The following is a 26,189-nucleotide window of genomic DNA, read 5'->3' as shown; positions in this document are numbered from 1 at the left end:
ATNTTTTTGTATCTAAATTTTATTTTCCTTAATAAAAAACCATTAGTAGTTTCACACTACTAATGATTTTAATATATATTATGCATTTTTCATTTTTGCAAACACCCATACTTTCAGGCGTGAGAATAATGCTACAAATACAATTGTTACAACAATCCCTTTAATTAAATTAAATGGTAAGATTGCCGTTACAACCGTTGTTCTTATAGCTTCGCTAGACATAGCCGGTGAATTTAAAAACCAAGTGTAAGCCGGGAATATGATGATGTAGTTTAATACACTCATAATAAGTGCCATTGTAATTGTCCCTAGCATTAATCCTGTAGTTAAACTCTTCACAGTACGATACTTTCTAAATAAGAAAGCTGCTGGTCCAATAAATAAGCATCCTGCAATAAAGTTTGCAATCTCTCCAACTGGTACTCCCGTTAAACTTCCTTGAATCCCGTAATGTAAAATGTTCTTTATCGCCTCTACAATAACTCCTGCTACTGGTCCAAAGATAATTGCTGCAATTAGAGCTGGTACATCACTAAAATCAATTTTCAAAAATGGCGGAAGCCCTGGGAACGGAAAATCTAACATCATTAGTAAATATGCAATACTACTTAGCATCGCTACACTCACCATCTGCACTACACTGTTTTTTTGTTTCATCTTTCTCTCTCCTTTTCCATCGATCATCTCATGGAAAGTGGAAAGGTTCTGCTATGCCTATTTTTTCATAGAACGAAAAAACCCTTTGTGTTTTACACAAAGGGAGAATTTAAGGCACATCAAACAGACGTTCAAATCCATATCTTTTTTGAACGCTTGAACCTCCATCTTCTCCCATCCAGACTATACTGTCGGCTTTGGAATCACACCAAATCCTGCCTTAACGGCTCGCGGGCTTAGAACAAAATCATAAATAGTTCATCACCGCCGGTCGGGATTTTCACCCTGCCCCGAAGATAGACCGATATTCTATTTTCCCCTTCATTATACAACAACCTCATAACATTGTGAACTAAAAAATTGTAACTTATTTAAAATTAGTTATTTATTTTTCGTAACAAAAAAATAAATTGCGAGATATTTTACAATACAATCCATATTTTTTATTATTCGGCATTTCTCTTTTGAATTACCTAGTCATATATAATTAAAAGTGATAAGATATTGAATTGTTAAGATAAGAACATTTTCTGAGTTATGGAGGAAATGTCATGAAAAAAGACAAGAGACATTCTATTCGAGAAGCAATGAAAAAAAACTTAAGAAAAGAATACTTTTACTTAAAAAAAGAATTACTTTTCTACTGCCCAATTGATTTAGGCACATTCTCAAACGAGACATACTATGCTACTTTCGATGAAGATGGCATCAGTATTTATCAGTATGATAAAAAAACAGAAAGTAAATTAAAATTGTGTGAGCGTCATCCGTGGAAGAGTTGGAATAAAGTGAAGATTGATCACTATTTGACAACTTCTCAATTTATTTTTCAGGGTGAGCGAAATTGGATCTTATCTCTTTTTCAAAAAGGAAAAGAAGCTCAAAAAATTATTGAAGAGCATACATCTTTACAAACAGAAGTTGTTTCCCGCTCTTTCTTAAAAAAACTTCCTGGTTTTCGTTCTAATACACCACTGAATAAATACATCGGTAGTATTTGTTACACTGCACTTATTGCATTTTTATTAAAATGGATGATTCCATTTCAAGCACCACAAATCGCCCTGTATTCTATCTCGATTGGTTGTATGCTTCTTGGCCTACTTTGTTTGACAATCGGTTTAATTGAACCGACTATCGTACTGTTTCGAACAAAAGAGAAAACAAGAACAAAAGTTTTTTACTTATATAGCTATTTAGCTATTTCTGGATTTATATGTGTCTTTATTTTTTGGTAAAAGAAGCCGTCCCAAAATAAATTTTGGGACGGTTTTCTTTTAGATATAGATGCTCTAATTCACTCAATAGTTCTAGCAAAAGCGCCCATATAATTTCATTTACATTGAACCTTATTTAAGAAGAACATAAATTTGTTCAAAGTTTAATTTTTGAGATGCTTCCTTCACTTAACATATAATTGTTGATTAGGATAAATTAGCTCTTGCTGCAATCCATTTTTTTCTTTAATTTCCTTAAGTGTCATACTAAATTTCCGTGCAATACTAACTAAAGTATCCCCTTTTTGTACGACATATAATGATGAAGAAACAACTTCATTTCTTTGTTCATTTAAAACAAGCAATGGGTTCATCGCATTCTTTTTCGCCATCGTCCATCTTCCTTGATGAAGTTCTAGATGTAAGTGTGCACCTCGCGATTCTCCCGTGTTCCCTACTTCTCCAATTTTTTCTCCTTTGGAAATATAATCTCCTTGCCCCACATATCTCTTATTTAAATGTGCATATACAGCCTCATATTCTCCGTGTTTAATAAATACAACATTTCCATAACTACTTGAATAATAAGACTTCGTTACCCTACCATCTTGAATAGCTGCCACAGGCGTTCCAATCGGCGCAGCTACATCAATACCATAGTGTTTTCCATGCCTTGTCCCAAAATAATCACTTATCTGACCTTCAACAGGCCATGTCCATCGATTTTCTTCTGCATAAACATGTAATTGAGATACAAACAGTATACTCAATAACATGACGCCGCATTTTAAAACTTTCATATACATCCTCCGTTTTCTAATTACCACCATACCTTCTCTATTTTGGTATATTACAGAAAAAAGTATACAAAAAAAGAAAGTGAATTACTCCACTTCCTTCTCTTTCTTATCACGAAAAACTAATGCACTACGGTTATACTCCACATCTTTCACTTGTAATCGGGCATTTATTACTCGAGCTATCGCAAACAAATAATCAGATAATCTATTTACATACTTTAAGACAACTTCATTTATTTTCACTTCTTTTTGCAATGATACTATAGAGCGTTCTGCTCTCCTTACAACAGTACGTGCAATATGAATAGTAGCCGCCGCCTCGCTACCACCTGGCAAAATAAAGCGTTCTAATGGCGGGGCTTCTTCTATATATAAATCAATCTTTCTTTCTAAACTTTCAACCATCTCAATTGTCACTTTATAAGGAATTTTTTGTTCCACTATTGCCAAGTCTCCTCCGCAATCAAATAGTTCATGTTGAATATTTTCGAGCTCATTGTAAATATCTCTAAAAGCCTTGCCTTGAACCTTAGTCATTGCATATCCAATATGAGAATTTGCCTCGTCTATTGTTCCATACGCTTCCACACGGATATCATCTTTATCAACCCTGCCACCTATTACACTTGTCGTTCCTTTATCTCCTGTTTTTGTATATAATTTCATTTCTTCACAGCACCTCTCTTGTTATTTTTAATTCGACCAAGATAGAAAAAAGTTCTACCATTCTTTATTTAATTGAGTTTACAAAAAAATAAAAAACAGCAGAACCTTATTCATTATCAACTTTAAAAAAGCATATCTAAATTATACGATTCGGTAAATATACAGAGAATGTAGTTCCTTCTCCAACAACACTTGATACAGAAATTTTACCGTCATGGCCTTGAACAATATTTTTCGCAATTGCAAGCCCGAGTCCTGTTCCACCCTTTTTCCCACGTGTTCTTGCTTTATCAGCTTTATAGAAACGATCAAATAAAAATGGAATATCCTCTTCTGGAATGCCTACACCCGAATCTTGTACTTCAAAAATGAGGCCATTATTTTTCGTATCAATTACAAGCGTCACATGTCCACCCGCATTCGTATGACGAATTGCGTTATCAATCAAGTTCGTCAACACTTGTTCCATCCGATCTGCATCAAACGCATATTCTTCAATCTGATTCCGGAAATCAACTGTTAGTTCAACTTCTTTATCCTTTGCAATCCCTTGGAATTTACGACCAATTTTTTCCACAAACGGATGTATGTCCACTTCACCAATATGTAACTCTACGTGACCGCTTTCCATACGAGCTAAATCTAACAATTCATTTACAAGTTTACCTAAACGAACGGATTCATCATAAATGATTTGAACAAACTCATCTATTTCCTCTTTCGTTTGCACAATATCATCTAAAATCGCTTCACTATACCCTTGCAGCATGACCATCGGTGTACGAAGTTCATGTGATACATTCGCAATAAAGTCTTGACGCATTTTCTCAAGACGACGTTCTTCCGTCATATCTCGCAGTACCGCTACAGCCCCACGAATTTTCGTTTGATTGTAAAGTGGTGTCATAAGAACTACATAGTTCCCTTTTTGTAAATTAATTTCAACAACTTGTTGTTGCTCGCTTTCTACAACGAGATGGAATAGTTCCACAAGTTCAGAAGGTAATTTTTTACTTAACTCTATTTCTTTTTCTTCTTGCCAAACTTGTAAGAAATGTTCAGCCGGTGGATTAATAACTACGACTTCACCTTCTTGATTTAACGTAATAACTCCATCTGCCATACTACTCAAAATACTGGCTAACTGTTCTTTTTCTTGCTGCAAAGCATTCATATTAAACTTCAACTGTTTACCCATTTGATTTAAGGCCGTTGCCAGCTCACCAATTTCGTCCTGAGATACCATAGGAGCCTTTGCATCAAATTTCCCACGTGACACTTCAAAAGCAACCTCACGCATTTTACGAAGCGGTGCTGTAATCCGAGTAGATAAGAAGAACGCAAAGAAAGTTGTTAATATAATCGCAATCCCAGCGGCTAAGAAAATGAAATCAGTCGTTCTCTCCATATCTTTTATTGGCACTTGTAAAGATTCATATACGAACACTGCGCTTTGATTTTTTGATTGCACTGGTTTCCCAACGATCACAATATCATTTTCAGTGCTTTTATTCTTTCTACTATCAGAAGCTTTTCTAATGTTGTTCTTAATTTCTTTTTTGTCCGTAAAAACAGCGGCTAATTCTTTATCTTCTTTTAAATTATCCATTGTAAGGGTGACTAACCCTTCTTGTTTCGGTGAAGAAGAGATTTCCTTGCCATCTTCTACAATAATAATCCTTGAAAGTGGATCAGAGAATTTGTACGCGATGTTCTCAATCGTTTTTACATCGGCACCTTCTTCAATTAATTCCGTAACACTTGTTGCGACTTTTTGAAGTCTATTTTCACTCATATCAACATAATACGTTCTAAAAAATTGTGAAAGTAAAATCGCAACAAATCCAAGAACAAACGAAACGAGAAGTAATATGGTCATCCATAACTTCCCTACTACACTTCTCCAAAGCATCAGTCGTTCACAACCTCAAATTTGTAACCTACACCCCAAACAGTAACAATCATTTTCGCTGCATCTGGTGATTTTTTGCTTAACTTCTCACGTAAACGCTTTACATGTGTATCAACTGTACGTAAATCTCCGAAGAATTCATATTGCCATACTTCTTTTAACAGCTGCTCACGATCGAATACTTTATCAGGAGCTTTCGCTAAAAATAATAGTAACTCATATTCTTTCGGCGTTAAGTTTACTTCATTACCATCTGCAGTAACACGGTGTGCATCGTTATCAATTGTTAAGTGAGGGAATACAGTAACATCTTTTGTCGTTGTATCTTGTGTAAAGAATGTTGTTGGTACAGCACGACGTAATACCGCTTTCACACGTAGCACGACCTCACGTGGACTAAACGGTTTTACAATATAATCATCTGTTCCAACTTCAAATCCTTGTACTCTATTTACTTCTTCACCTTTTGCTGTCAGCATAATAATTGGTGTCGCTTTCTTCTCACGAACCCCTTTACATACTTCAATGCCATCTTTACCAGGCATCATAAGATCTAATAAGATTAAATCGTAATCATTTTGCAACGCCATTTCTAAAGCTGTATCACCATTATCTGCTTCTTCAATCGTATATTGTTCTCTTTCTAAGTACATTTTCAATAAACGACGAATACGATCCTCATCATCTACAATTAAAATTCTTGATTCATTTTCCATCTCTACCCGCTGCGTACTCTCACCTCAGCGGTTCACACCTACCCTTCTTTAACTATTATGTTGCGCTATTCTCGTTTATTTAAGCAATCTTCTAAATGTTTCACTTCCCATATTATGCTTCACAAGAATAATAAATTTTGTTCAATTTTTTTCCAAAACTATGTATTTTTTTTGAACTGTATATAATGTCCTCGACATCATTTTACAAAATCAACCGCTACTTTGTCATGTTTTTCTCAAAAAAGAAGAAAAGTTGACAAAAATAAAATAGGAAAGTGACATGCACTCTCCTATTTTATTTCTCTATGCATATGAATGTAAACCGGCAATAATTAAGTTTACTACAATAAAGTTAAACATAATGATTGCAAAACCAATTACTGCAAGCCAAGCTGATTTCTCTCCATGCCACCCTTTAGATAATCGTAAATGTAGTACTGCAGCATAAAAGAGCCATGTTATAAGTGCCCAAACCTCTTTCGGATCCCAGCCCCAAAAGCGCGTCCACGCTATTTGAGCCCAAATCATCGCAAAAATTAATGCACCTAATGTGAAAACTGGGAATCCAATTGCAATAGATCGATATCCGATTTCATCTAGTAGATCACTATTCGTATTCTTTACTAACGGCTGAAGTGCCGCCGATACTCGCTTCCGTAAAACGAGTCTTAATACAATATACAGTAATGTCCCAACTAACACTGACCAAATAACAGTATTTAATTTTTTTGCATTTACAATTGCTGGAACTTCAACTGCCGGTTCTAATTTATTTTCTGTCAGTAACTTCCCTTCATGCGGTCCAACTAAAGCCGGAAGATTGTACTTCATTTCCAGTTGTTGTTCATTTTTATCAATCCATTGAAACTTCGCTTCATATTTCATACTAGAAAATACCGTTGTTACTCCAATAAATCCAACTGTACAAACAAGTGTAAATACTACCGTCTCTAGCCAAAATGTACGTTTACTTCTCGTCGATTGATCTACATTTTTCAATAAATACATAACGCCTGTAATAAAACTAATCGCTAAAATGGCTTGTCCTGCTGCTGCAGTCGTCACGTGAATATGTAACCAATTACTTTTTAAAGATGGAATAAGCGGAGATATTTCCCTCGGAAACATACTTGCATAGGCAATTAATAAAAGCGCCACTGGTAATGCAAATAGTCCGATTATGCTTACACGGTACATAAAATACATGACAATAAATGCTCCTACAAGCATCATGCCGAAAAATGTACCGAATTCAAAAAAGTTACTAACTGGCGCATGCCCTGATGCAATCCACCTTGTAACAAAATATACTGTTTGTGCTATAAACCCTAAAATTGTAATCGTTATTCCTACATTTGCCCATTTATGACCCTTTTCTTTAATGGCTCCCCCAAAAAATAGAGTCGCAATTAAATATAAAATAAATGCGGTAAAGAGAAAGTTACTACTTATTTGCACCATATCGTTTCCCCACCTTAACTAATTTTTTTATCGATTACTTTATCATTTGGCTGTGGAATTGCTGTACCTTCTATTACTCTTTCAATATCTTTCTTTAAACCGAACCAATTTTTATTTGTATGCCCTGCAATCCACCATTCATCATTAACACGTTGTATCCAAATACGGCGATGATTCCAATACATACCTTGAATGACACCAACCATAAATATAAATCCTCCAATGCCGAGAATCCAAAGCGTTAAATCTTTTCTTACAGTAAGTGCTGTTGCATTTTGCATTTCAACACCTGCAAACGACATTTTATATTTGTTGTTTCCATCTGGTTCTATATTTTGCTGAATACCAACAAAACTCACTTCACCATCTGGTGTTTCAGGTGTAAACATTTTAAATACAAATGCAGGATTGTTTGGTAATTTCGTTTTCGTATTTGGTTTTCCATTCTCATCAAAATAAAAATCAGGAAAATAGCTTAATAGTTCTAGAGAATAACCAGTTCCTAAATCATATTTTTCCTTAGGATTCGTTAAATCTACTTTAATCGGTCCCCACTTTTGATTATTTTCTTTATTTTGTAAGTTAAAGGACATACTTTTAAATTCACTTTCTTTATAATCCACTTGATACACTGCAAATTGATCAAATTTCAGTGGTTCATTCACTCGAATTTCCGCTTCTTTTACTTTTTCTAATTTCGGTTTTTGTCCTGCTATATTTTCTCCTACTGCTTTATATAATACGGCATTCGTTTGGAAGTTTTTCGCAATCATTTTATCGCCTACACGATCAATCGCTTCATCAAAAACTTCCTTGTCCTTACTTTTATCATAAACTTCTTTTATAAATTTCTCGTTTTTTAAGTAGTATTGTCCATCCGTCCCTGGTATCTCTTTCGTTTCACCGTCACGTAACCAAAGTGCTTCGTCTACGTACATACTCGGTAAAAAACGAAGCATCGCACCGAATAAAAAGATAATAAGACCGATATGATTTACATATGGACCCCAACGCGAGAAGCGTCCCTTTTCTGCTAAAACGTTTCCGTCTTCCACTTTCACGTTATAGTTTCTTTTCTTTAAATTCTTTTGCACTCTTTCCAGGTCACCTTCTTGCGGTGTACCAGTCCCATATAATCTCTGTCTCTTTAAAAAGCTAGGATGTCTTTTTACGCCTTGCTTTTTTAAAGCTTTATAAAGTGGAATAACACGGTCTAAACTACATATCACAAGTGAAATACCGATAGAAGCAATCAAAATCATATACCACCATGAACCGTATAAATTATTAAATCCTAATTGATAGTATAATTGTCCTAAAAATCCGTATTCTTGTTTATAATATTCAGCTGGTGCAATCCCTGGAGTTATGTACATTTCTTGCGGAAAAATAGTTCCTATCGCTGATGCAGCTAAAGTTATTACGATTAGCCATACACCCACTTTTACAGAAGAGAAGAAGCTCCAAATTTTATCGATTATCGTTTTTGTCTGCGTGAGAGATCTCCGTGCACTCCCCTCATAGCGCATATCCAATAGTTTTGTATTTTCATTGCTTTCAAATGGTTTCCCGCAAGCTTCACAAAAAACGGTTCCTATCGGATTAACATGTCCACATTCACATTTAATTTCTTTCAACACTCTCACCGCCCCTGTATCTATATGTACTATTGTATATTCTAACCTCAAGTTACCGCAATACTCAGAATTTTTAAACCAGAGGCACTATAGACACGCACCCCTTATGTAAAGGCTTTCTTTATTACGGAGTAATTTTCTTTAAATACCCTTCTAACTGTTCTTTCGTTTGTTCACCTATAATTTGCTCCACTACTTTTCCATCTTTATCAATCAAAAAGCTTGTCGGTAATGGACCTACTCCATATGTTCCTATAATCTTTTGTCCTTTATCAATGGCAACTGGGAATTTCAAACCATACTGGTTCACAAAGTTCTTTACTGCAATATCCGTTTCATCTGCATCTAACGCTATGATTTCAACACCTTTTTCTTTATACTTTGGATATAATTCATTCATATAAGGCATTTCTTTTTCACAAGGTTTACACCACGTGCCCCAAAAGTTTAAAAATACACCTTTTCCCTTTAAATCTTTTAGTTCAATTTTCTTCCCTTCTAAATCCGTCACAACAAAGTTAGGTGCTTCTTTTCCGATTTGCATTTTCTCTTTATTAGCAAAGAATCCTTGATAAAGGGTAAATCCTACAGCACCACATAAAATGAGTAGAATAATAACGCGAAATAATAAGCGATTTTTCTTCATATTACTTCTCCTCTCCTCGATAAATGTTATGTATTATCTTCTGTAAATGTTGTATTGAATAAATCACCAGCAGAGCACTCCACTGGTGAATTTTTAACTCTATAGCTTATCTTGGCTTTGTAGAAGCAAGCGCGCGTAATTGTTTCACCTCATGTGGTGTCAATTCTCTCGCATCACCAGGTCGCAGGCTTCCTACTTCTAAGAAAGCATAACGTTCACGTTTTAATTTCACTACTTTACAGTCTAACGCTTCAAACATACGACGTACTTGACGATTACGTCCTTCATGAATTGTTAATTGTACAATAGCCATCTCTTTACGCTTGTCCCAAGAAATAATTTTCACACGTGCTGGTGCTGTTTTACCGTCTTCTAACGTAACACCGCGTTCTAACATGCGAATTTTCTCACCTGTTAATGGCCCTTTTATTTTTGCAACATATGTTTTTTCAACTTTATATCTAGGATGCATTAATACGTTTGCGAAGTCCCCATCGTTTGTCATTAATAATACGCCAGACGTATCATAATCTAAGCGTCCGATTGGGAATAAACGTTGTGTAATTTCCGGGAAAAAGTCCGTTACAACACTTCTTCCTTTATCGTCTGATACACTTGAAATTACGCCAGTTGGTTTATATAGTAAAAAATAAACAGGTTCTTCTTTTTCAAGAGGGATGTTATTTACTTCTACTTTATCTTGAGGAGTTACTTTTGTCCCTAACTCCTTCACTATTTTTCCATTAACTTTCACTTTTCCTTGCTGAATTAATTCCTCAGCCTTTCTTCTCGATGCAATACCTGCTTGCGCAATCACTTTTTGTAATCGTTCCATTTCTTTTTTTCACCTCGAATTTATCTTACCTTACATTAGAAAGACTTGGCAACCGCATACGCTTTACGGCTATTCGCTTCATCTTACTTAAACAACATAGCGATGATAATAAACATATAAAGGTCAAATCATGTTTTTACCCTTTATTATTGTCCATATTTTTCATATTTCTCACAATAAAAGTTCATCATTTTGTCAAAAATACCACATAAAAAAACCACTATTAAGCTACACCTTAATAGTGGTCGTATACGTATTATAAGCGAAATAGCGTAAAAAATGAATAGTATTACTGAAACAATAAAGAAACGAACACAATTGAGCATATAATCCCGATTAAATCTGCAAAAAGTCCTACTTTTAGTGCATCCCCCATTTTTCTGATCCCAACCGCTCCAAAATATACAGTTAAAATATAGAAAGTCGTATCTGTACTCCCTTGCATCGTAGAAGCCAATCTCCCAATAAACGAATCTGGCCCATATGTGGCAATTAAATCGGTCGTAATACTTAAACCAGCAGAGCCTGAAATAGGGCGTATAAGTGCTAGTGGAACAATTTCTGCTGGAACATGGATCAAATCTAACATTGGCTTCATTACCGATATCATTGCGTCTAACGCACCTGAAGACCGGAATATAGAAATAGACACAAGCATTCCAACCATAAACGGTAAGATGGAAATTGCAATTTGAATCCCTTCTTTTCCTCCCTCAACGAACGATTCATACGTCGGTACTTTCTTTATTGTGCCATATAAAAGGATAAAACCAATTACACAAGGAATTACCCATAAGGAAATTGTATTTACAATACTCTATTTTTTCCGCCCCTTTCTACTCCTTCTTCGGTAAAAATAGCGGTCAATCCAAATTGCTCCAATCATAGAAAGTACTTGTGCAATAAATGTTACCCCAACAATTTCAGTAGGATTCGCTGATTCATACGTCATTCGAATGGAAATGACTGTCGTAGGAATTAATGTAATGGCTGATGTATTTAATGCTAGAAACGTCACCATAGAACGGCTCGCCGAATCCTTTCCTCCATTTAACTCTTTCAGTTGTTCCATCGCTTTAATACCAAGAGGGGTTGCTGCATTACCTAGACCAAAAAAGTTTGCCATCATATTTGATAGAATAAATCCCATGGACGGATGATCCTTTGGTATTTCTGGAAACAACCTTTTTACTATCGGCATAAAAAGTATAACTAATTTTTTTAACAATCCGGCTTCCTCTGCAATTTTCATTAAACCGAGCCAAAATACTAAAACACTAATAAGTCCTATACAAATCGTTACCGCATCTTTTGCTCCGTCAAATACAGCTTTATTCACTTCTTCCATCGTGCCATTTATCATGGCGTATACAATCCCAATGACAGCCATCGCTACCCATACGAGATTAACCATCGTTCCCAACACCTATCATGTAAGAAAAAATTTCTTTCACATTATTCCAGTAAAGTCCCGTTGTAGCTACTAACTTCCGTTTACTATAAAATAAATTCCGTTCTCCAACTTTTTCATTACCAACATAAATGTCTGTCTTCCCAACCTTTACTCCATCCGTAAGTTTTATACTTTTATGGAGTTCAACTTTTAATACTACGTTCTTTTTTTCTTCTTCAGTTAACGGTACCGAAAAACTATTTTTCGTATAAACATGGTTGGCATACTTCTTTTCATTTATTTCAGCAATTGCTCCTTGTCCTAAAAACTTTCGTTTGTTTGAAACGTTCAAAACCTTTATCAAACAAATTCATATGATCATCCCAATCACTAGAGGCACTCAAAGTTACGACAATTAAATCTAGTCCATCTTTTGATGCCGTTGTCACAAGCGTTCGCCCAGCTTTCTTCGTAAAGCCTGTTTTTCCTCCTGTTGCAAATTCATAATAAGACGTTACCAGCTTATGTTTATTTTTCCACGGGTAATCCCAAGAATCTGATTTATATGTTTTGGTTCCAAAGATTTTCTTAAATGTCTCGTTTCCCATTGCATATTTCGTTAATAATGCCATATCGTAAGCCGACGAATAATGTGATCCATCTCCATCTAAGCCATGAGGGTTTGAGAAGTGCGTATCTTTCATTCCAATTTCTTTCGCTTTTTGATTCATTAAATATACGAATCCATCTATACTCCCACCCACACTTTCAGCAATTACTTGCGCTGCGTCATTACCAGATCTAAGCATGAGTCCGTATACTAAATCTTCTAACTTCACTTTTTGTCCAGGCTTTAAATAGATTGCCGATCCTTCCACCCTCACCGCTTCATTACTAACTGATACCATTTCTTTCATCTTCCCTGATTCAGCAGCTAATAAAGCGGTCATAATTTTTGTTATACTAGCAATTTTTTGAGGCTCATGTTCTGCTTTTCCGTATAATACACGACCAGACTGTTGCTCCATTAATACAGCATTTCGAGCACTGACATTGCTGTTCATCTTTGCATATGTAGGAATCGGCATAACGCTTGCATACATCATAAAAAGCGTAATGATTACACAAATTCGTCTCATATTTCCCCCCACGTCCTTTTGGCACTTTTTGTACAAGTGTATGCTTGGCCTTTTAAAATATGAACGAAATCTTCCTTCTACTTCCATTAAAAAAGACGCAGAGAATTTGCGTCTAATATGGTGTCCATTCAATTTGTTTCGCAGTTTCAAACCTTTTTTCTACATCAGGCCAATTTACAACATTCCACCAGTTTTTAATATATTCATCTTTTCGATTTTGGTATTGTAAATAATACGCATGTTCCCAGACATCTAGTACAAGGAGCGGTATCGTATCCCATTGTGTAAATAATTGATGAAGTGTACTTTGCAAAATTTCTAACCTTCCAGACCGGGGTACCCAAACGAGAATTGCCCAGCCTGAACCTTCTACTTTAGAGGCCGCTTCTGTAAAATGTTTTTGGAAACGTAAAAAGCTCCCAAAATCTTGTTCAATTTGTTGTGAAAAAGCTCCTCTTGGACTTCCACCACCGTCTTTTTTCATGTTATTCCAAAATATCGTGTGTAAGTAATGACCTGACCCATGAAAAGCCGCTTCCCTTTCCCAATGCTTAATTAAATCAAATTTATTTGTTTTTCTCGCTTCTTCCATCATCTTCTCTGCTTTATTTAACCCTTCCACGTAACTCCGATGATGTTTATCATGATGTAACATCATAATTTCTTTAGAAATATACGGTTCTAATGCATTATACGGATAAGGTAATGGCGGGAGTGTATGTCCTCCAATTGGGACAGCTCGTTCACTATCCCCTCTTTCATATAATTCATATTCCTCTTCTTCTTGCATAAATACTTCCTGCAAGTGATGCTGAATGTGTTCTACATCATCGCTTATTTCATACATAAACTCTGCATCTGTTTCATACTCATGCTCTTTCATACGCTCTAATAACGTCTGAATTTTATAAGCAAGCATATGGACATCATACACTTCCATTGCGCGGCTATCTAATACGTGAAGAACACTTTCACACCAATTTTCTACTTCATGAAAGTAATCTGTAAATACACCTTGCTGATTCATGTTGCACCTCCCTAATGCTATCCACTTAACTATATTCAATGAAAATCCCTTATATAACTGTACAAAAGGAAAAGAAGCTAAGTAACCTTAGCTTCTTTTCCTCAATCAATATTTGTGTAACATCTTTGTCTGATAATCCGTCTCATAATATTCTAGTTCTTCACGCATCAATTGAAATTTACCTTCTAAACTCTTCATCACTTGCTCCAAAGATGCAGGTGGTGTTTGTTGAAAAACGATAGAATTTTTCCCTGTATATGCAGACCGACTATTTTCATACCAATGATCACTCTTCGGTGAAAAAAACTCTGCAATTACTTGATGGTAAATCTTATATAAAATTTTTTCAGCTGCTGTTTTTCGAAATGGCTGGCTATTCAACAAAACAAAACATGCATCCTGTCCTTCTTCGCAAAAAACGAGAAGTCGTCTCATTGATGCTAATACCCCTTTATAATATTGCTCATTCCCTGCTGGTGTTTCCTCTAATAAAGAAGGTAACGTATGATAATTTACATAATTGGTTATCAAATGAATAGCATCTTCTAAAAATATAGAAACTTGTTCTGTTTGATTTTCAACCATCAAATTAGACATTTTTTCTCTCTCCTTTGCCATTTCACGCTATTTCTACTCTTTTATTTTTATGTAATTCAGCCAATATTTCTTGTACTTTCGACACCGTTCCCTCATCAAAATATTGTTGAAATTCTTCCATATTATTTAAATACAAACGTTTTTGCGCACGAAGCTCCTTATCTTTCACTAAACAACATATCGCTACAATATCACGCAAATATATGTTTTGTTCTTCTACTTTATACACTGGATTTCCTTCAAAAGGAGTAATTTCTTGTAAAACTTCTTCAAAATATCGAACGTATAAAACCGAAAAAGTTTTCTCTTTACCATTTAATATATATGTCACTTCAGATCTGTTAAAAAAATCTTCTGATGTATTAGGTTTCGCTTTTTCTAACTCATATCCTACGTAACCTTTTATAATCATATACTCCCCTCCCCCTCTTTCATCTTATTCTAACTTAATTTTCTGATAAACAAAATATTCTTTTAAATATACCTATATAAAAAATAGCTCGCCTATACAGGAATTTACCTTTTTATTTTTCTTGAAGTTTGTCATAATAATATTATTGTCTCAGTTTTCTTATACAAGGAGAGTTGTATTTATGTCGTTTTCATGGAAACGTTTCTTACAAATCGGGAAAATTGTCTTCCCATTTGTTGTATTAACAATTGTATTCTTTCAAGCAAAAAAAGAATTAGCGGGCATTTCTTTTTTAGAAGCGATTGATACAATTAAAAACATTCCAACTGGAGGAGTCTTTTTAGCAATTACACTTGGTGCATTCGCTGTATCAACAATGTTCTTTTATGACTATGTTATGCTTCGTTACTTAAAAGCTGATATCCCTGTCCAAAAGATTTTCCGTATCTCGTGGATTGCTAATACTTTAAATGGATTTATCGGGTTTGGTGGTCTTGTTGGAGCCGGCGTACGCACAATGCTTTATCGTCCATATATAAAAGAAAATGGAAAACTTATTAAAAGTATCGCTTGGATGACAACTGCCTTTATTAATGGATTAGCCATTCTTTCATTTCTTGGTCTCATCGGAATATTAGACACGAGATTTATTTTGCATGAAAAACCATGGCTATGGCCTGTTCTTATCTTCTTCGCTCTTTTCGTCCCTATATATATCGGATTTTCTAAATTAAAAAATAGAAAAGCGACGCAAACAGAGGAACAAGAAGAAGAGGAGAAAAATCCAACTGTTTTATACTCATTAGTTTCATTAGTCGAATGGGTATCTGCTGGTATTGTTATGTACGTCATATTACTATTATTTGGCATTGAAATCGAATTCCAAAAGTTTTTAGGCGTATATGTTATTGCTGCTTTAGCTGGTGTCGTTAGTCTTGTTCCTGGTGGCCTTGGATCATTTGATCTTGTCTTCTTAACTGGGCTTGGGCAATACGGCATCGATACAGGTGTTTTACTCCCTGCTATGTTATTATATCGTCTCGTCTATTACATCTTGCCCTTCTGCCTTGGTCTCATTTTTGCAGCTTTTGAAATGACAGGAGTAGCCATTAAAAAGTTTGAAGATAAACCTTTTATTGCGCCTGCATTAGAGACAACTGGTGTTATATGGACTTTGCAGCGTGACTTTCTAGGAAAGTTAGGTTCTTGGGCGTCTGCTGCTTTAACAGTATTTGCTGGCTTAATGGTTATTTTATCAACCATTCTACCGACAAGTATAAATCGGGCACACGCCTTACATATTCTAGCTCCAAAACATCTTATTCAATTTTCTTTTAGCTTATCGCTAACATTCGGTATTCTCCTCCTCATTCTTTCGCGAGGGATATATTACGGAACAAAACGTTCTTATTATATGACAATTGTTTCTTTAATCGGAGCGGCTATTTTTAACACACTAAAAGGAATTGATGTTGAAGAAACTTTTATTTTATTAATCGTACTCGCTGTATTGTATATGCTTCGTAAAAGGTTTGTACGTGAGAAAATGGAAGTCTCACTTTCCGATATCGTAAAAGTTTTTATATTCCTACTTGTAACGTTATATTTATATAAAAACTTAGGTATTTTATTTGCAGGTGCAAAAGAAGCTTTCAAACCTGATTTTGTTGTTCGTAATATTACACAAGTGAAACGAAGTGCATTAGCAGCTGCCTTTTTTGTTCCTACTTTTTTACTAATTGGTTCACTCATTGCAAATCGTTATCGAAATGAATTTCCCGGGCAACCAGCTAATGATAAAAGATTACAAAACTTCTTAGATGAACATGGTGGAAATGTACTTAGTCATTTAGGTTTTTTAGGAGATAAACAGTTCTTTTTCAGTAGTGATGGAAAAGCACTCATTCTCTTCTCAATAACTGGAAAACGACTTATTGTACTAGGTGATCCAATTGGGGACCCTTCCTCCTATCGTACTGTATTGCAAGAGTTTTTAGCTGAGGCTGATCGATTTGGATACATTTGTGTATTCTATCAAATTGAAAGTAAATGGATGAGTTTATACCACGATTTTGGTTATAACTTCTTTAAGCTTGGTGAAGAAGCTGTTGTTGATTTAAATACCTTTACAATAACAGGAAAGAAACGCGCTGGCATGCGAGCTACTTTCAACCGTTTTGAAAGAGAAGGCTATACATTCTCTATTCATGAGCCACCTTTCTCCGACGAATTATATGAAGAGTTAAGAAAAGTTTCAGATGCATGGCTTGGTGGAAAAAAAGAGAAAGGTTTTTCACTCGGATACTTCGATCGTGAATATATTAGTCGCGCTCCTATCGCAACATTATCTGATTCGGATGGAAAAATTATTGCATTCACAACATTCATGCCTGTATATCAAAACGGATCATTATCTGTCGATTTAATGCGATATTATCCAGATGCGCCTAGCGGCATTATGGACGCAATTTTCATCCACTTATTCCAGTGGGCAAAAGAAAATGAATACCACTCCTTTAATATCGGTATGGCACCACTTTCAAATGTTGGTTTATCCACACAGTCTTTCTGGTCTGAACGAGTGGCTGCTGCAATCTTTAATAACGTTCGTTATACGTATAGTTTCAGCGGATTACGACATTTTAAAGAAAAATATAAACCAGCATGGAGCGGTAAATATTTAGCATTTAGGAAGAATCATTCTTTACCAATTACAATGCTCTCTGTAACAAAATTAATAAGGAAAAAGAAAAAACAGCTAAATTCTTAGCTGTTTTTTCTTTTTTTGAACTTGTACAATAAATTCTTTTTCATACTTCTTACCATTTATATAGAAATTCCCCCACATTTTATACGTGCCCTCGGCAGGAAATGTAATTCGGTATTGTAATTGTTCATCAGTATCTACAGGCATAGCGTATAAAAAATTCTCCTTCGTTTCATCCACTATATAGAGTGACTCTACTTCTCCTCTCTCTGAATGCAATTTCAATTTTTCACCCTTTTTCGCTTGAAACTGAAATGTTAATGTAACTGGTTCATTCGGATGTAATGCGCCAAATAAAAGAGAAACTTCATACTCTCCTATTTTTTTTGTAAGTACACTGTCGATTGGAAATTTCACTTTTTTCTTATTGTTCTCCTCTTTCGTTCTACCAAAATTCTTCCTAGCGAATGACTCTACGGACTTATTTTTGTCTTCGTATAAAAATATTGTATATTCTTCGTCTTTCGCTATTTTGGAAGATAACTTATATGACCCGTTCCCTGCAAATGTGGGTTTAATTTGTTGTATGTTTTTTAACTGTCCATCTACAATCACTGCCCGCATTTGATCATTTACACCACGAATTTCATTATTCTTGTTGTTTAACAACTGAAATACAATATCTACTTTCTCATTTCCCTTTCCATTTGAAACATCCCACTTTACTTCCTGAACATCTCCTACAGTCTCTTCGTTTTCTTGATATTTTTTTATGTAAAATCCTCCTGCCACAATAAGTACTAACGCAATAAGCCCGATGACAAGATTTTTCAAAACATCACCTACCATTTTTATTGTCTCTGTTCATACAAAACTTCTTAAGATATATATTCTAGATTATGATTTATGAAATCCTCCTATTTTGCACATATTACAAATAATAAAAAGATTTTAATTGAAAGGATTCGTAGTGTATAATGCAAATGATATTGATTTCTATCAATACATTATAAGGAGGACTTTTTTATGAGTGTACATATCGAAGCAAAACAAGGTGAAATCGCTGAATCTATTCTATTACCTGGTGATCCATTACGTGCAAAATATATCGCTGAAACATTTCTAGAGGACGTTACTTGCTATAATAATGTGCGTGGTATGTTAGGTTTCACTGGAACTTATAAAGGAAAACGTGTATCTGTTCAAGGTACAGGTATGGGTGTTCCTTCTATTTCTATTTATGTAAACGAATTAATCCAAAGCTACGGAGTTAAAAATTTAATTCGCGTTGGAACTTGCGGTGCAATTCAAAAAGATGTAAAAGTTCGTGATGTTATTATCGCAATGACGGCTTGTACTGATTCTAATATGAACCGTTTAACATTCCCAGGATTTGATTTTGCACCAGCTGCAAACTTTGACCTTTTAAAGAAAGCTTATGATGCTGGAACTGAAAAAGGATTACACGTTCGTGTCGGTAACGTTTTAACAGCAGATGTGTTTTATCGTGAAAGCATGGACATGGTTAAAAAACTTGGAGATTACGGTGTATTAGCAGTAGAAATGGAAACAACTGCTCTTTACACATTAGCAGCGAAATACGGTGTAAATGCATTATCTGTATTAACAGTTAGCGATCACATCTTCACTGGCGAAGAAACAACATCTGAAGAGCGTCAAACTACATTTAACGAAATGATTGAAATCGCTTTAGATGCAGCAATTCAACAATAATACACTAAAGAACTTGTCATACGTCTGGCGAGTTCTTTTTATGTGACTTTTTATAAATAACTACTTTATAAAGAGACAGATTTCTCCCCTCTACTTTCTTGTAACGTTTGTTATAATAAAGTGAAACTTTAATCAGTGGAGGTTTTTTCCATCCCCCACTGATTATTAGTTGAACCAATCGGATTTTACGGGCAATTGATTTCCCACTTAACTCCCTTGTATTCGCCGAATTTTGAAGTGGGAGTCTTATTGCCCGTTAAAGCGGGATAAAGAAATCATTTACAGTATTTCTCATAAGAGGTGACGTAGTGAAAAACAGAAGTATCGTCTTTAAACTATTTTTATTAACATCCACTTTATTTACAATCATATTCCTACTTTTTTTCCTAGGACAATCTCTATTTTTAGAGAAATTTTATATTAATAAGAAAGTAAAAACAGTCCAAACTGCTTTTGAAAAATTCGTAGATAATTATGATAAAAGTGATAAAAGTTATGAGCAGGTTAGAAAACTAAAACAAGAATTTCATGATAAAACAAATGCCGATATGCAGTTTTTGGACTCTAACGGTATTATTAAAAGTGATAACAATTACTATATCGATGTATTTAATCCCAACAATAATAAACAGTATTCCATTCCACTCAATAATCTTTTAACACCAGAAGAATATAATAAATTCGAAAATTTAGGTTTAAAAAAAGATGTAATAATCAATGTTGATGGAGTTGTACAAGAGAATAATATAATCACACCACAAAAATTAGGAACGAATTATAATCAATGGCAAAACGAACATTTCTATTCGGATTTTCAGTCAATTAATGGTAACCCTTCTAAGAACAGACTTGCAAGCCGATACAAATCTACAACTCGAATCGTCTTTACAGGTGTTATAACTAAGTTACAGCTCCCATCCAAAGCTGAGGTTCGTCTTGCAAATGATATTGAAACATTACAAGCCGTTCAATATTTTGCAGATATGATTAGAGAGGGAACTTCTAACTCGAACCAATTAAGTACTTTCATATTAGATGGCGGAGAAAATATAAAAAATAGTATCTTTGTAAAACCGATTATAGAAAATGGAAGGATTACAGAATACGCTTTTGCGATAGCATCTTTGCAGCCTGTTAATGAAGCGATGCTCGTTTTAAAAGATTATTATGTCTATGCCTTAATCATCGTGTTTCTCGTAATTATTTTGTTATCCTTCTACTACTCAAAAATCATTGTTAAGCCATTAATTAAAATAAATCGTGTTACAAAAAAAATGGCTAATTTTGATTTCAGCGAGAAATTACCTGTTACAGCTGACGATGAAATTGGCGGGCTTTCTGGCAGTATCAATACATTATCTGTAAATTTAAAAGATCGAATCGATCGATTAAATGTTGCTAATACAAAGTTACAACAAGATATTGAACGTGAACGTCAATTAGAAAAAACAAGAAAAGAATTCATTTCTGGCGTATCACACGAATTAAAAACACCGCTAAGTGTAATTAGAAGTTTTGCAGAAGGAATTAAAGATGGTGTTAGTAAGGATACTTCGTATTATACTGATGTTATTTTAGAAGAAACAGAAAATATGAACAGGCTGATTGTTGAAATGTTAGAATTAGCAAAGTTGGAATCTGGTACTTACAAACTAGATATGACGACGTTCTCAATCGGTGAATTAACGCAACAAGTCTACACAAAATTATTATTTAGCATGGAAGAAAAACATTTACAAGTGAACATCGATGCAGACCCTTCTATACTTGTTAAAGCAAATCGCAGTCGCATTGAGCAAGTAGTTGTGAACTTACTAAGTAATGCAATCCGTTATACGCCAGAGGGAGAAAAAATACAAGTCTCCATTATAGAAGCAGAAGATACCGTAAAAGTCGAAATCGAGAATACAGGAAACCCTATCCCTGAAGAAAGTCTTGAAAAAATTTGGGATCGCTTCTATCGTCTAGATGCATCACGTAGCCGTCACACTGGAGGTACCGGTCTCGGATTATCTATTGTAAAAAACATTTTAGACCTCCATCATGCCGAGTATGGTGTGTATAATACGACTAACAGTGTTGTATTCTATTTCAATTTACAAAAAGTAAAAGAAGTCAAATAATTTGTCTTAATTTCACTAGGAGTTCACATGAAATTCACACTCTCCCTTTATAGTAAGAAACAAGTTAATCCTTTCCTTTACACATATAAAAGAGGAGAGTGCGTGAAATGAAACAAGCAGGACAACCTATTCAAAATGAAAAACAATTAGAAACTATCAAAAATATACTTTTACAATCTTCGAAACGTGATGGCTTATTATTCGTATTAGCTGTAAATTCTGGCTTAAAAGTAAGTGAAATCTTACAATTAAAAGTTAGTGATGTAATCGATGAAAATGAAAATGTTCGCCATTCCATTTTATTTTACAATGAAAAAGTGAAGAAACATAAATGGTTTGCTGTAAATGAAGACTTACAGCACGCAATCGAAGACTACATGAAAGAACGTAAAACTTGGAAACGTAATGAACCATTGTTAAAATCTCAAAAAGGAACAAAATCTATTACGAGACAACATGCATGGTACATTTTAAACAAAGCCGCAAAAGAAGTTGGATTAGAAGGGATTAGCTCACATACACTTCGAAAAACTTGGGGTTATTGTGCATACAAATCAGGTGTTGATATTGCGTTTTTACAACACTTCTTTGATCACAGTACTCCATCAAAAACTTTAAAGTATATCGGTATTGCTTAATAACTCTTATACATAAAAAAGGTTACCATTTTAAAATTTGGTAACCTTTTTTATATTTCGTATTCTCTTTTCTTGTCTCTCCTATACTGTAGTGGTACTCTAATAATAAGGGGGAGAAATTATGAACACACTTACAATTGAATTACCAAAAGAAACGGCTGAAAAACTTGATTTATTAAAACAAGCTTATGAAAAGAAAACAGGTGCTTCTATCTCTGAGAGCACTCTCGTTCAAACACTTATCTCAAAAGAATTTATCCAAGCGATAACTCCTTTTGATTTACAACAATTCGTCAATGGAAAAGAACAGCATTAATCGCTGTTCTTTTTTTATCTCTATTTAAAATATACAAAGTTTTTTATATATTTTTAGAAAAACCATTGACAATGATAATGATAACCATTATCATTTATTATGAAGCCAACAATTGATGAATCAACCAAACGCTCAGTAACATTGTTACCCCTCTTTTTCATATAGAAAGGCACTGTACATTCCCCCTGTTTGTACAGTGCCTTTCTTGTTTATTATCATTCAAAAAAATTTAATTGCTCCGGCTTCGGCTCACCATATGTAATGTTCATCATTTTCATAAGCTGTTTCGCATTATCTGCTGCATCCCCACCTGAATTGTTGTTAAACAGTACGTATATATCCTTTGTTTTCTTTTTTAATTGCTCTAGTCGTTCAACCCATTCTTCCAGTTCTTTATTGTTGTAGCGATATAAACAGCGAACCGCTCTCCAATTTTCCCCTTTATCAAGCCAACCATGAACATTTCGACCGTGAAAACGTATTAATGCCATGTCTGAATTCGTAACCTCTAACACGAGTGGCACAGAACCTATCCCAGCCTGTGGTTCATCACAAATTGTATGAATCCATTTCTCCTGTTCTAGAAACTGTAACGTCTTATCTCTCATTTCTGGATAAAACCATGTTTGATTTCGAAATTCTATTGCACATGGTAAACCTTCCATTTTTTCTTTCGTATATCGAAGAAAATCTACATTTTTCTTTTTGCAATCAAACCATGGTGGATATTGAAATAAAATTGTTTTTAATTTATCAGCTTCTATTAAAGGAAGAATAGACTGTTTATACACATCAAACATCTCATCGAACGTAGAAAAAGGAATTTCACCTTTCATATGTCCTGTCATTCCTTGATACGCTTTTACGACAAAAGAAAAATCTTTCGGCGTTTCCATTGCCCATTTTATATAATTTCGTGCAGGTTGCATTGCGTAAAATGAACTATCCACTTCCACAATAGGAAAATACTCGCTATATGTTCGTAATTTATTTCTATTTTCATAGGGATTTATGTATAAAGAATCATGATCTCCCCATCCTGTCACTCCAATAAACAGCACATATACCCCTCCCTTTTAACTTCATCTTCTATTTACTTTGCATCATGTAGCCTTTTCTTTAAGGGTATCCTTATAAAAATATGATATACTATATGGAAGAATTTTTAAAATGAGGGGTTATTTATTTATGCTTCCAAACGATGCTACTGTATCTCATGAAAAACGAATTGAAGAACTAGAAAATAAAGTACGTTTTTATGAAGAACTTGTGAATCAATTACCACATCATTTCACATACAAAAATCCACATATTGGTTTACGAATAAAGAAAACTAGAACGACTCATTCCATTCAAGAAATACCAAAAGAGAATAAAGAGGCTCATTTTCAACTTACTTGTGATTCATTATTTTTATTTGAACAACTTGAAAAACACTTTGTACATATTTTTGATGCCTTTTCGCATCATGTAACCTTTGTCGATAGTAAAGGGAATATTACTTTATGTAATCAAGTTGCTGCAGATGATTTCGGTGTAATACGAAATGATATTATCGGAAAACCGATTCAACAATTACTAAACTTGCCGGAAGAAAAAATTAAAGCGATTGAAACATTAAAAACGGGAACAGAAATATATAATGAAGAAGTTTTAGACAAAAACTATGGCATTATAAATAACCGAATTATTCGCGATTATAACGGGGAGATTTTTAGAGTTATTAGTGTCTTTCATTATTTAAATACAGAACGTGATGCTGAGAAGTTTTCGTTAGCAGGGCGAATCGCAGCTGGAATTGCACACGAAGTACGAAATCCTCTTACAACAGTACGAGGATACTTACAATTTTTACAAGAAAGCATTTCTCCATCAAATAAAGAATTATTTAAAAACTTGCTTATCCCTGAATTAGATCGTGCAAATAATATTATTACAAAATTTTTAGCCATTTCAAAAACACGGGAATTTACAAGAGAACCGTTTCCCATCAATACATTTTTACGTGACTATATTCAACAGTTACTAGCTAGTGAAGTCTCCTTGCATAATATTTCAATTGATTATAACTTCTCTAATGAATTAGATGATATTTTAGTCAATATTGATCGACATGAACTTGTTCAAGTGTTTTTAAATCTATTTCAAAATGCCGTCGATGCTCAAGGCGACAAACCTCTTTCTATTCAAATTACTAGTTATCGCCTTAATAACTTCGTTCGGATTACTTTCACAGATAATGGAATTGGTATTCATCCAGCTATTCAAGAATATATCTTTGATCCATTCTTCTCAACGAAGGATTCGGGAACAGGACTAGGCTTGTCAGTAACAAAAAAATCATCCAAAATCATAACGGCACATTAAAAATGACTAGTAATGAAGATGGTACAACTTTCACTATTTCAATTCCAATCTTACCTAAAACAACCCTTGAAAAATTAAATCAATGTAAATAGAGGACTAATCCACGAACTACATGCCAATTGTTAAACACTCCCAACAATTAGCATGTAGTTTTTTATGTTGCACTTTTCTTCTTTACATTATATAAACCTTTCTCTATATCTTACTTATTTCTTTCGTAGGTGGGCCAATTTCTTATTTTTTTTAGAAATGGTAGTTTGTCCATCACGAATTTAGTATAAATTTCATTTTAATATATAGTAATGACTAATGATTCTATGAAAGAAAAGAATGAAAAGATGAACAATAAAAATAAAGGAAAAGTATTTTATGGGAATGATTGTTGCGAAGTCAGAGCTTGCAGTCATATTAACATTTCTAAGTCCGAACTTACAGAATTCGTTAGACTTCTTCAAGCTCTTGGCCAAGCTATTCAAGCTGTCTTTCAAAACCCTTCTCAAAATAATATCGACAACTTAATCGCGGCCCTAAATAATCTACAAAAATTCCTTAATTGCTTAGATTTATCTCCAGCACAAAAACAAATTGGAAATTCTATTATTGCTAATCTATTAACTATTTTAAGAACAACACCTTTCTCATGCGGAGCATTGTACGTTGAGCTACAAAGTCTGCTTAATTATTTACTGTATATCGCTAAATTATTCAAAGTAGATTGTTGTACGATCGACAAATTAGTCAAACTTATAACAGAAATCCAAACTATCCTAGTTCAATACGGATCAGGTTGCCTTGGAGGGGGAGCAACAGGTGCTACTGGTGCTACTGGACCTCAAGGTGCTACCGGGCCTCAAGGACCAGCGGGTGCTCAAGGTGCTACTGGACCTCAAGGGCCAGCGGGCGCAACAGGTGCTACCGGACCTCAAGGACCTCAAGGTGCACAGGGACCAGCGGGTGTTCAAGGCGCTACTGGGCCTCAAGGACCTCAAGGTATTCAAGGACCAGCGGGCGCTCAAGGTGCTACTGGGCCTCAAGGACCGGCGGGCGCAACAGGTGCTACTGGTGCTCAAGGACCAGCGGGCGCTCAAGGTGCTACTGGTGCTCAAGGACCAGCGGGCGCTCAAGGTGCTACTGGTGCTCAAGGACCAGCGGGCGCTCAAGGTGCTACTGGTGCTCAAGGCCAGCGGGC

23 protein-coding genes, 2 pseudogenes and 1 riboswitch are annotated in these 26,189 nt (G+C 34.8%); of the genes and pseudogenes, 8 read left to right on the top strand and 17 right to left on the bottom strand.

Annotation, left to right across the window (positions count from 1 at the left end; genetic code table 11):
- Positions 1–78: 78 nt before the first annotated feature.
- The gene (locus tag HMPREF1014_RS19355; protein ID WP_000810856.1) at positions 79–657 is read right to left on the bottom strand and encodes an ECF transporter S component; all 579 of its coding nucleotides are present in this window, start codon (positions 655–657) and stop codon (positions 79–81) included.
- 162 nt (positions 658–819) lie between these two features.
- Positions 820–959, bottom strand: a riboswitch (FMN riboswitch).
- A 249-nt stretch (positions 960–1,208) separates the two neighbouring features.
- Between HMPREF1014_RS19355 and HMPREF1014_RS19350 the strand changes: the two genes are divergently transcribed.
- On the top strand, positions 1,209–1,895 hold the full coding sequence (locus HMPREF1014_RS19350) for a hypothetical protein (protein WP_000710837.1): 687 nt from the start codon (positions 1,209–1,211) through the stop codon (positions 1,893–1,895).
- Between the two features lie 164 nt (positions 1,896–2,059).
- On the opposite strand, the gene HMPREF1014_RS19345 is transcribed toward HMPREF1014_RS19350, so the two are convergent.
- The 14 genes and pseudogenes from HMPREF1014_RS19345 to HMPREF1014_RS19280 all read right to left on the bottom strand — a co-directional run bounded on the left by HMPREF1014_RS19345 (position 2,060) and on the right by HMPREF1014_RS19280 (position 15,115).
- Positions 2,060–2,674, bottom strand: coding sequence for a peptidoglycan DD-metalloendopeptidase family protein (locus HMPREF1014_RS19345; protein WP_000866120.1), 615 nt, complete (start codon positions 2,672–2,674; stop codon positions 2,060–2,062).
- 84 nt (positions 2,675–2,758) lie between these two features.
- A complete protein-coding gene (locus HMPREF1014_RS19340) occupies positions 2,759–3,340 on the bottom strand; it encodes a cob(I)yrinic acid a,c-diamide adenosyltransferase (protein ID WP_000781278.1) in 582 nt (193 codons plus the stop codon).
- A 136-nt stretch (positions 3,341–3,476) separates the two neighbouring features.
- Positions 3,477–5,252, bottom strand: a complete 1,776-nt coding sequence (gene resE, locus HMPREF1014_RS19335; protein WP_000964697.1) for a sensor histidine kinase ResE — start codon at positions 5,250–5,252, stop codon at positions 3,477–3,479.
- The gene (gene resD, locus HMPREF1014_RS19330) at positions 5,252–5,968 is read right to left on the bottom strand and encodes a DNA-binding response regulator ResD (protein ID WP_000426861.1); all 717 of its coding nucleotides are present in this window, start codon (positions 5,966–5,968) and stop codon (positions 5,252–5,254) included. The genes resE and resD overlap by 1 nt, the downstream gene beginning before the upstream one ends.
- A gap of 303 nt (positions 5,969–6,271) precedes the next feature.
- Complete coding sequence (gene resC / locus HMPREF1014_RS19325) at positions 6,272–7,429, bottom strand: cytochrome c biogenesis protein ResC (RefSeq protein ID WP_000250081.1); 1,158 nt, start codon at positions 7,427–7,429, stop codon at positions 6,272–6,274.
- 14 nt (positions 7,430–7,443) lie between these two features.
- Positions 7,444–9,069: a cytochrome c biogenesis protein ResB gene (resB, locus tag HMPREF1014_RS19320; protein WP_000910547.1), complete on the bottom strand. Its 1,626-nt coding sequence runs from the start codon at positions 9,067–9,069 to the stop codon at positions 7,444–7,446.
- Between the two features lie 121 nt (positions 9,070–9,190).
- A complete protein-coding gene (gene resA, locus HMPREF1014_RS19315; RefSeq protein ID WP_000742194.1) occupies positions 9,191–9,712 on the bottom strand; it encodes a thiol-disulfide oxidoreductase ResA in 522 nt (173 codons plus the stop codon).
- A 106-nt stretch (positions 9,713–9,818) separates the two neighbouring features.
- Positions 9,819–10,547 (bottom strand): 23S rRNA pseudouridine(2605) synthase RluB, encoded by a 729-nt coding sequence (gene rluB, locus HMPREF1014_RS19310; protein WP_000440556.1) that lies wholly within the window; start codon positions 10,545–10,547, stop codon positions 9,819–9,821.
- Between the two features lie 289 nt (positions 10,548–10,836).
- Positions 10,837–11,334 carry a spore maturation protein SpmB gene (spmB, locus tag HMPREF1014_RS19305; protein WP_050544208.1) on the bottom strand — a complete coding sequence of 166 codons (498 nt, stop codon included), beginning with the start codon at positions 11,332–11,334 and terminating at the stop codon, positions 10,837–10,839.
- Between the two features lie 30 nt (positions 11,335–11,364).
- Positions 11,365–11,961 carry a spore maturation protein SpmA gene (spmA, locus tag HMPREF1014_RS19300; protein WP_000247809.1) on the bottom strand — a complete coding sequence of 199 codons (597 nt, stop codon included), beginning with the start codon at positions 11,959–11,961 and terminating at the stop codon, positions 11,365–11,367.
- Positions 11,954–13,079 (bottom strand): annotated as a pseudogene (locus tag HMPREF1014_RS19295) (D-alanyl-D-alanine carboxypeptidase family protein). The gene spmA and the pseudogene HMPREF1014_RS19295 overlap by 8 nt, the downstream one beginning before the upstream one ends.
- 112 nt (positions 13,080–13,191) lie before the next feature.
- Complete coding sequence (locus HMPREF1014_RS19290; RefSeq protein WP_001075739.1) at positions 13,192–14,106, bottom strand: superoxide dismutase; 915 nt, start codon at positions 14,104–14,106, stop codon at positions 13,192–13,194.
- 105 nt (positions 14,107–14,211) lie between these two features.
- A complete protein-coding gene (locus HMPREF1014_RS19285; protein ID WP_000067552.1) occupies positions 14,212–14,703 on the bottom strand; it encodes a YpuI family protein in 492 nt (163 codons plus the stop codon).
- A 22-nt stretch (positions 14,704–14,725) separates the two neighbouring features.
- Positions 14,726–15,115: a hypothetical protein gene (locus tag HMPREF1014_RS19280; RefSeq protein WP_000584363.1), complete on the bottom strand. Its 390-nt coding sequence runs from the start codon at positions 15,113–15,115 to the stop codon at positions 14,726–14,728.
- A 181-nt stretch (positions 15,116–15,296) separates the two neighbouring features.
- Between HMPREF1014_RS19280 and mprF the strand changes: the two genes are divergently transcribed.
- Positions 15,297–17,885 (top strand): bifunctional lysylphosphatidylglycerol flippase/synthetase MprF, encoded by a 2,589-nt coding sequence (mprF, locus tag HMPREF1014_RS19275; protein ID WP_000010894.1) that lies wholly within the window; start codon positions 15,297–15,299, stop codon positions 17,883–17,885.
- On the opposite strand, the gene HMPREF1014_RS19270 is transcribed toward mprF, so the two are convergent.
- Entirely contained in the window at positions 17,874–18,671 is a 798-nt protein-coding gene (locus HMPREF1014_RS19270) for a DUF8832 domain-containing protein (protein ID WP_000232608.1), read from the bottom strand. The genes mprF and HMPREF1014_RS19270 overlap by 12 nt on opposite strands.
- Before the next feature lie 177 nt (positions 18,672–18,848).
- Between HMPREF1014_RS19270 and deoD the strand changes: the two genes are divergently transcribed.
- The 4 genes from deoD to HMPREF1014_RS19250 all read left to right on the top strand — a co-directional run bounded on the left by deoD (position 18,849) and on the right by HMPREF1014_RS19250 (position 22,633).
- Positions 18,849–19,556 (top strand): purine-nucleoside phosphorylase, encoded by a 708-nt coding sequence (deoD, locus tag HMPREF1014_RS19265; RefSeq protein WP_000110707.1) that lies wholly within the window; start codon positions 18,849–18,851, stop codon positions 19,554–19,556.
- A 308-nt stretch (positions 19,557–19,864) separates the two neighbouring features.
- On the top strand, positions 19,865–21,679 hold the full coding sequence (locus HMPREF1014_RS19260; RefSeq protein ID WP_000797516.1) for a sensor histidine kinase: 1,815 nt from the start codon (positions 19,865–19,867) through the stop codon (positions 21,677–21,679).
- Between the two features lie 107 nt (positions 21,680–21,786).
- Positions 21,787–22,317, top strand: coding sequence for a tyrosine-type recombinase/integrase (locus HMPREF1014_RS19255; RefSeq protein WP_000806236.1), 531 nt, complete (start codon positions 21,787–21,789; stop codon positions 22,315–22,317).
- 121 nt (positions 22,318–22,438) lie between these two features.
- The gene (locus HMPREF1014_RS19250) at positions 22,439–22,633 is read left to right on the top strand and encodes a DUF3924 domain-containing protein (RefSeq protein WP_001094860.1); all 195 of its coding nucleotides are present in this window, start codon (positions 22,439–22,441) and stop codon (positions 22,631–22,633) included.
- A 215-nt stretch (positions 22,634–22,848) separates the two neighbouring features.
- Here HMPREF1014_RS19250 and HMPREF1014_RS19245 read toward each other — a convergent pair whose 3' ends face one another.
- Positions 22,849–23,694 carry a DUF72 domain-containing protein gene (locus HMPREF1014_RS19245; protein ID WP_000897354.1) on the bottom strand — a complete coding sequence of 282 codons (846 nt, stop codon included), beginning with the start codon at positions 23,692–23,694 and terminating at the stop codon, positions 22,849–22,851.
- A gap of 127 nt (positions 23,695–23,821) precedes the next feature.
- Between HMPREF1014_RS19245 and HMPREF1014_RS19240 the strand changes: the two are divergent.
- Together HMPREF1014_RS19240 and HMPREF1014_RS30485 are read left to right on the top strand one after the other, a co-directional pair.
- Positions 23,822–25,092, top strand: a pseudogene (locus tag HMPREF1014_RS19240) (ATP-binding protein).
- Positions 25,093–25,338: 246 nt separating this feature from the next.
- The coding region (locus tag HMPREF1014_RS30485) for a collagen-like repeat preface domain-containing protein (RefSeq protein WP_001060605.1) at positions 25,339–26,189 on the top strand (851 nt) is incomplete at its 3' end.

It is taken from the genome of Bacillus sp. 7_6_55CFAA_CT2, assembly GCF_000238655.1.
Taxonomy (GTDB): domain Bacteria; phylum Bacillota; class Bacilli; order Bacillales; family Bacillaceae_G; genus Bacillus_A; species Bacillus_A cereus.
This window is presented reverse-complemented; position numbering and strand designations above follow the sequence as displayed.

Bases quoted from the DNA above. Each gene is read 5' to 3' on its own strand.
- HMPREF1014_RS19340 (WP_000781278.1), bottom strand. From the start codon at position 3,340: ATGAAATTATATACAAAAACAGGAGATAAAGGAACGACAAGTGTAATA.
- HMPREF1014_RS19270 (WP_000232608.1), bottom strand. From the start codon at position 18,671: ATGGTAGGTGATGTTTTGAAAAATCTTGTCATCGGGCTTATTGCGTTA.
- HMPREF1014_RS19355 (WP_000810856.1), bottom strand. From the start codon at position 657: ATGAAACAAAAAAACAGTGTAGTGCAGATGGTGAGTGTAGCGATGCTA.
- rluB (WP_000440556.1), bottom strand. From the start codon at position 10,547: ATGGAACGATTACAAAAAGTGATTGCGCAAGCAGGTATTGCATCGAGA.
- resA (WP_000742194.1), bottom strand. From the start codon at position 9,712: ATGAAGAAAAATCGCTTATTATTTCGCGTTATTATTCTACTCATTTTA.
- HMPREF1014_RS19285 (WP_000067552.1), bottom strand. From the start codon at position 14,703: ATGTCTAATTTGATGGTTGAAAATCAAACAGAACAAGTTTCTATATTT.
- HMPREF1014_RS19350 (WP_000710837.1), top strand. From the start codon at position 1,209: ATGAAAAAAGACAAGAGACATTCTATTCGAGAAGCAATGAAAAAAAAC.
- resE (WP_000964697.1), bottom strand. From the start codon at position 5,252: ATGCTTTGGAGAAGTGTAGTAGGGAAGTTATGGATGACCATATTACTT.
- spmA (WP_000247809.1), bottom strand. From the start codon at position 11,961: ATGGTTAATCTCGTATGGGTAGCGATGGCTGTCATTGGGATTGTATAC.
- HMPREF1014_RS19345 (WP_000866120.1), bottom strand. From the start codon at position 2,674: ATGAAAGTTTTAAAATGCGGCGTCATGTTATTGAGTATACTGTTTGTA.
- HMPREF1014_RS19255 (WP_000806236.1), top strand. From the start codon at position 21,787: ATGAAACAAGCAGGACAACCTATTCAAAATGAAAAACAATTAGAAACT.
- HMPREF1014_RS19280 (WP_000584363.1), bottom strand. From the start codon at position 15,115: ATGATTATAAAAGGTTACGTAGGATATGAGTTAGAAAAAGCGAAACCT.
- deoD (WP_000110707.1), top strand. From the start codon at position 18,849: ATGAGTGTACATATCGAAGCAAAACAAGGTGAAATCGCTGAATCTATT.
- HMPREF1014_RS19250 (WP_001094860.1), top strand. From the start codon at position 22,439: ATGAACACACTTACAATTGAATTACCAAAAGAAACGGCTGAAAAACTT.
- resD (WP_000426861.1), bottom strand. From the start codon at position 5,968: ATGGAAAATGAATCAAGAATTTTAATTGTAGATGATGAGGATCGTATT.
- mprF (WP_000010894.1), top strand. From the start codon at position 15,297: ATGTCGTTTTCATGGAAACGTTTCTTACAAATCGGGAAAATTGTCTTC.
- HMPREF1014_RS19290 (WP_001075739.1), bottom strand. From the start codon at position 14,106: ATGAATCAGCAAGGTGTATTTACAGATTACTTTCATGAAGTAGAAAAT.
- resC (WP_000250081.1), bottom strand. From the start codon at position 7,429: ATGGTGCAAATAAGTAGTAACTTTCTCTTTACCGCATTTATTTTATAT.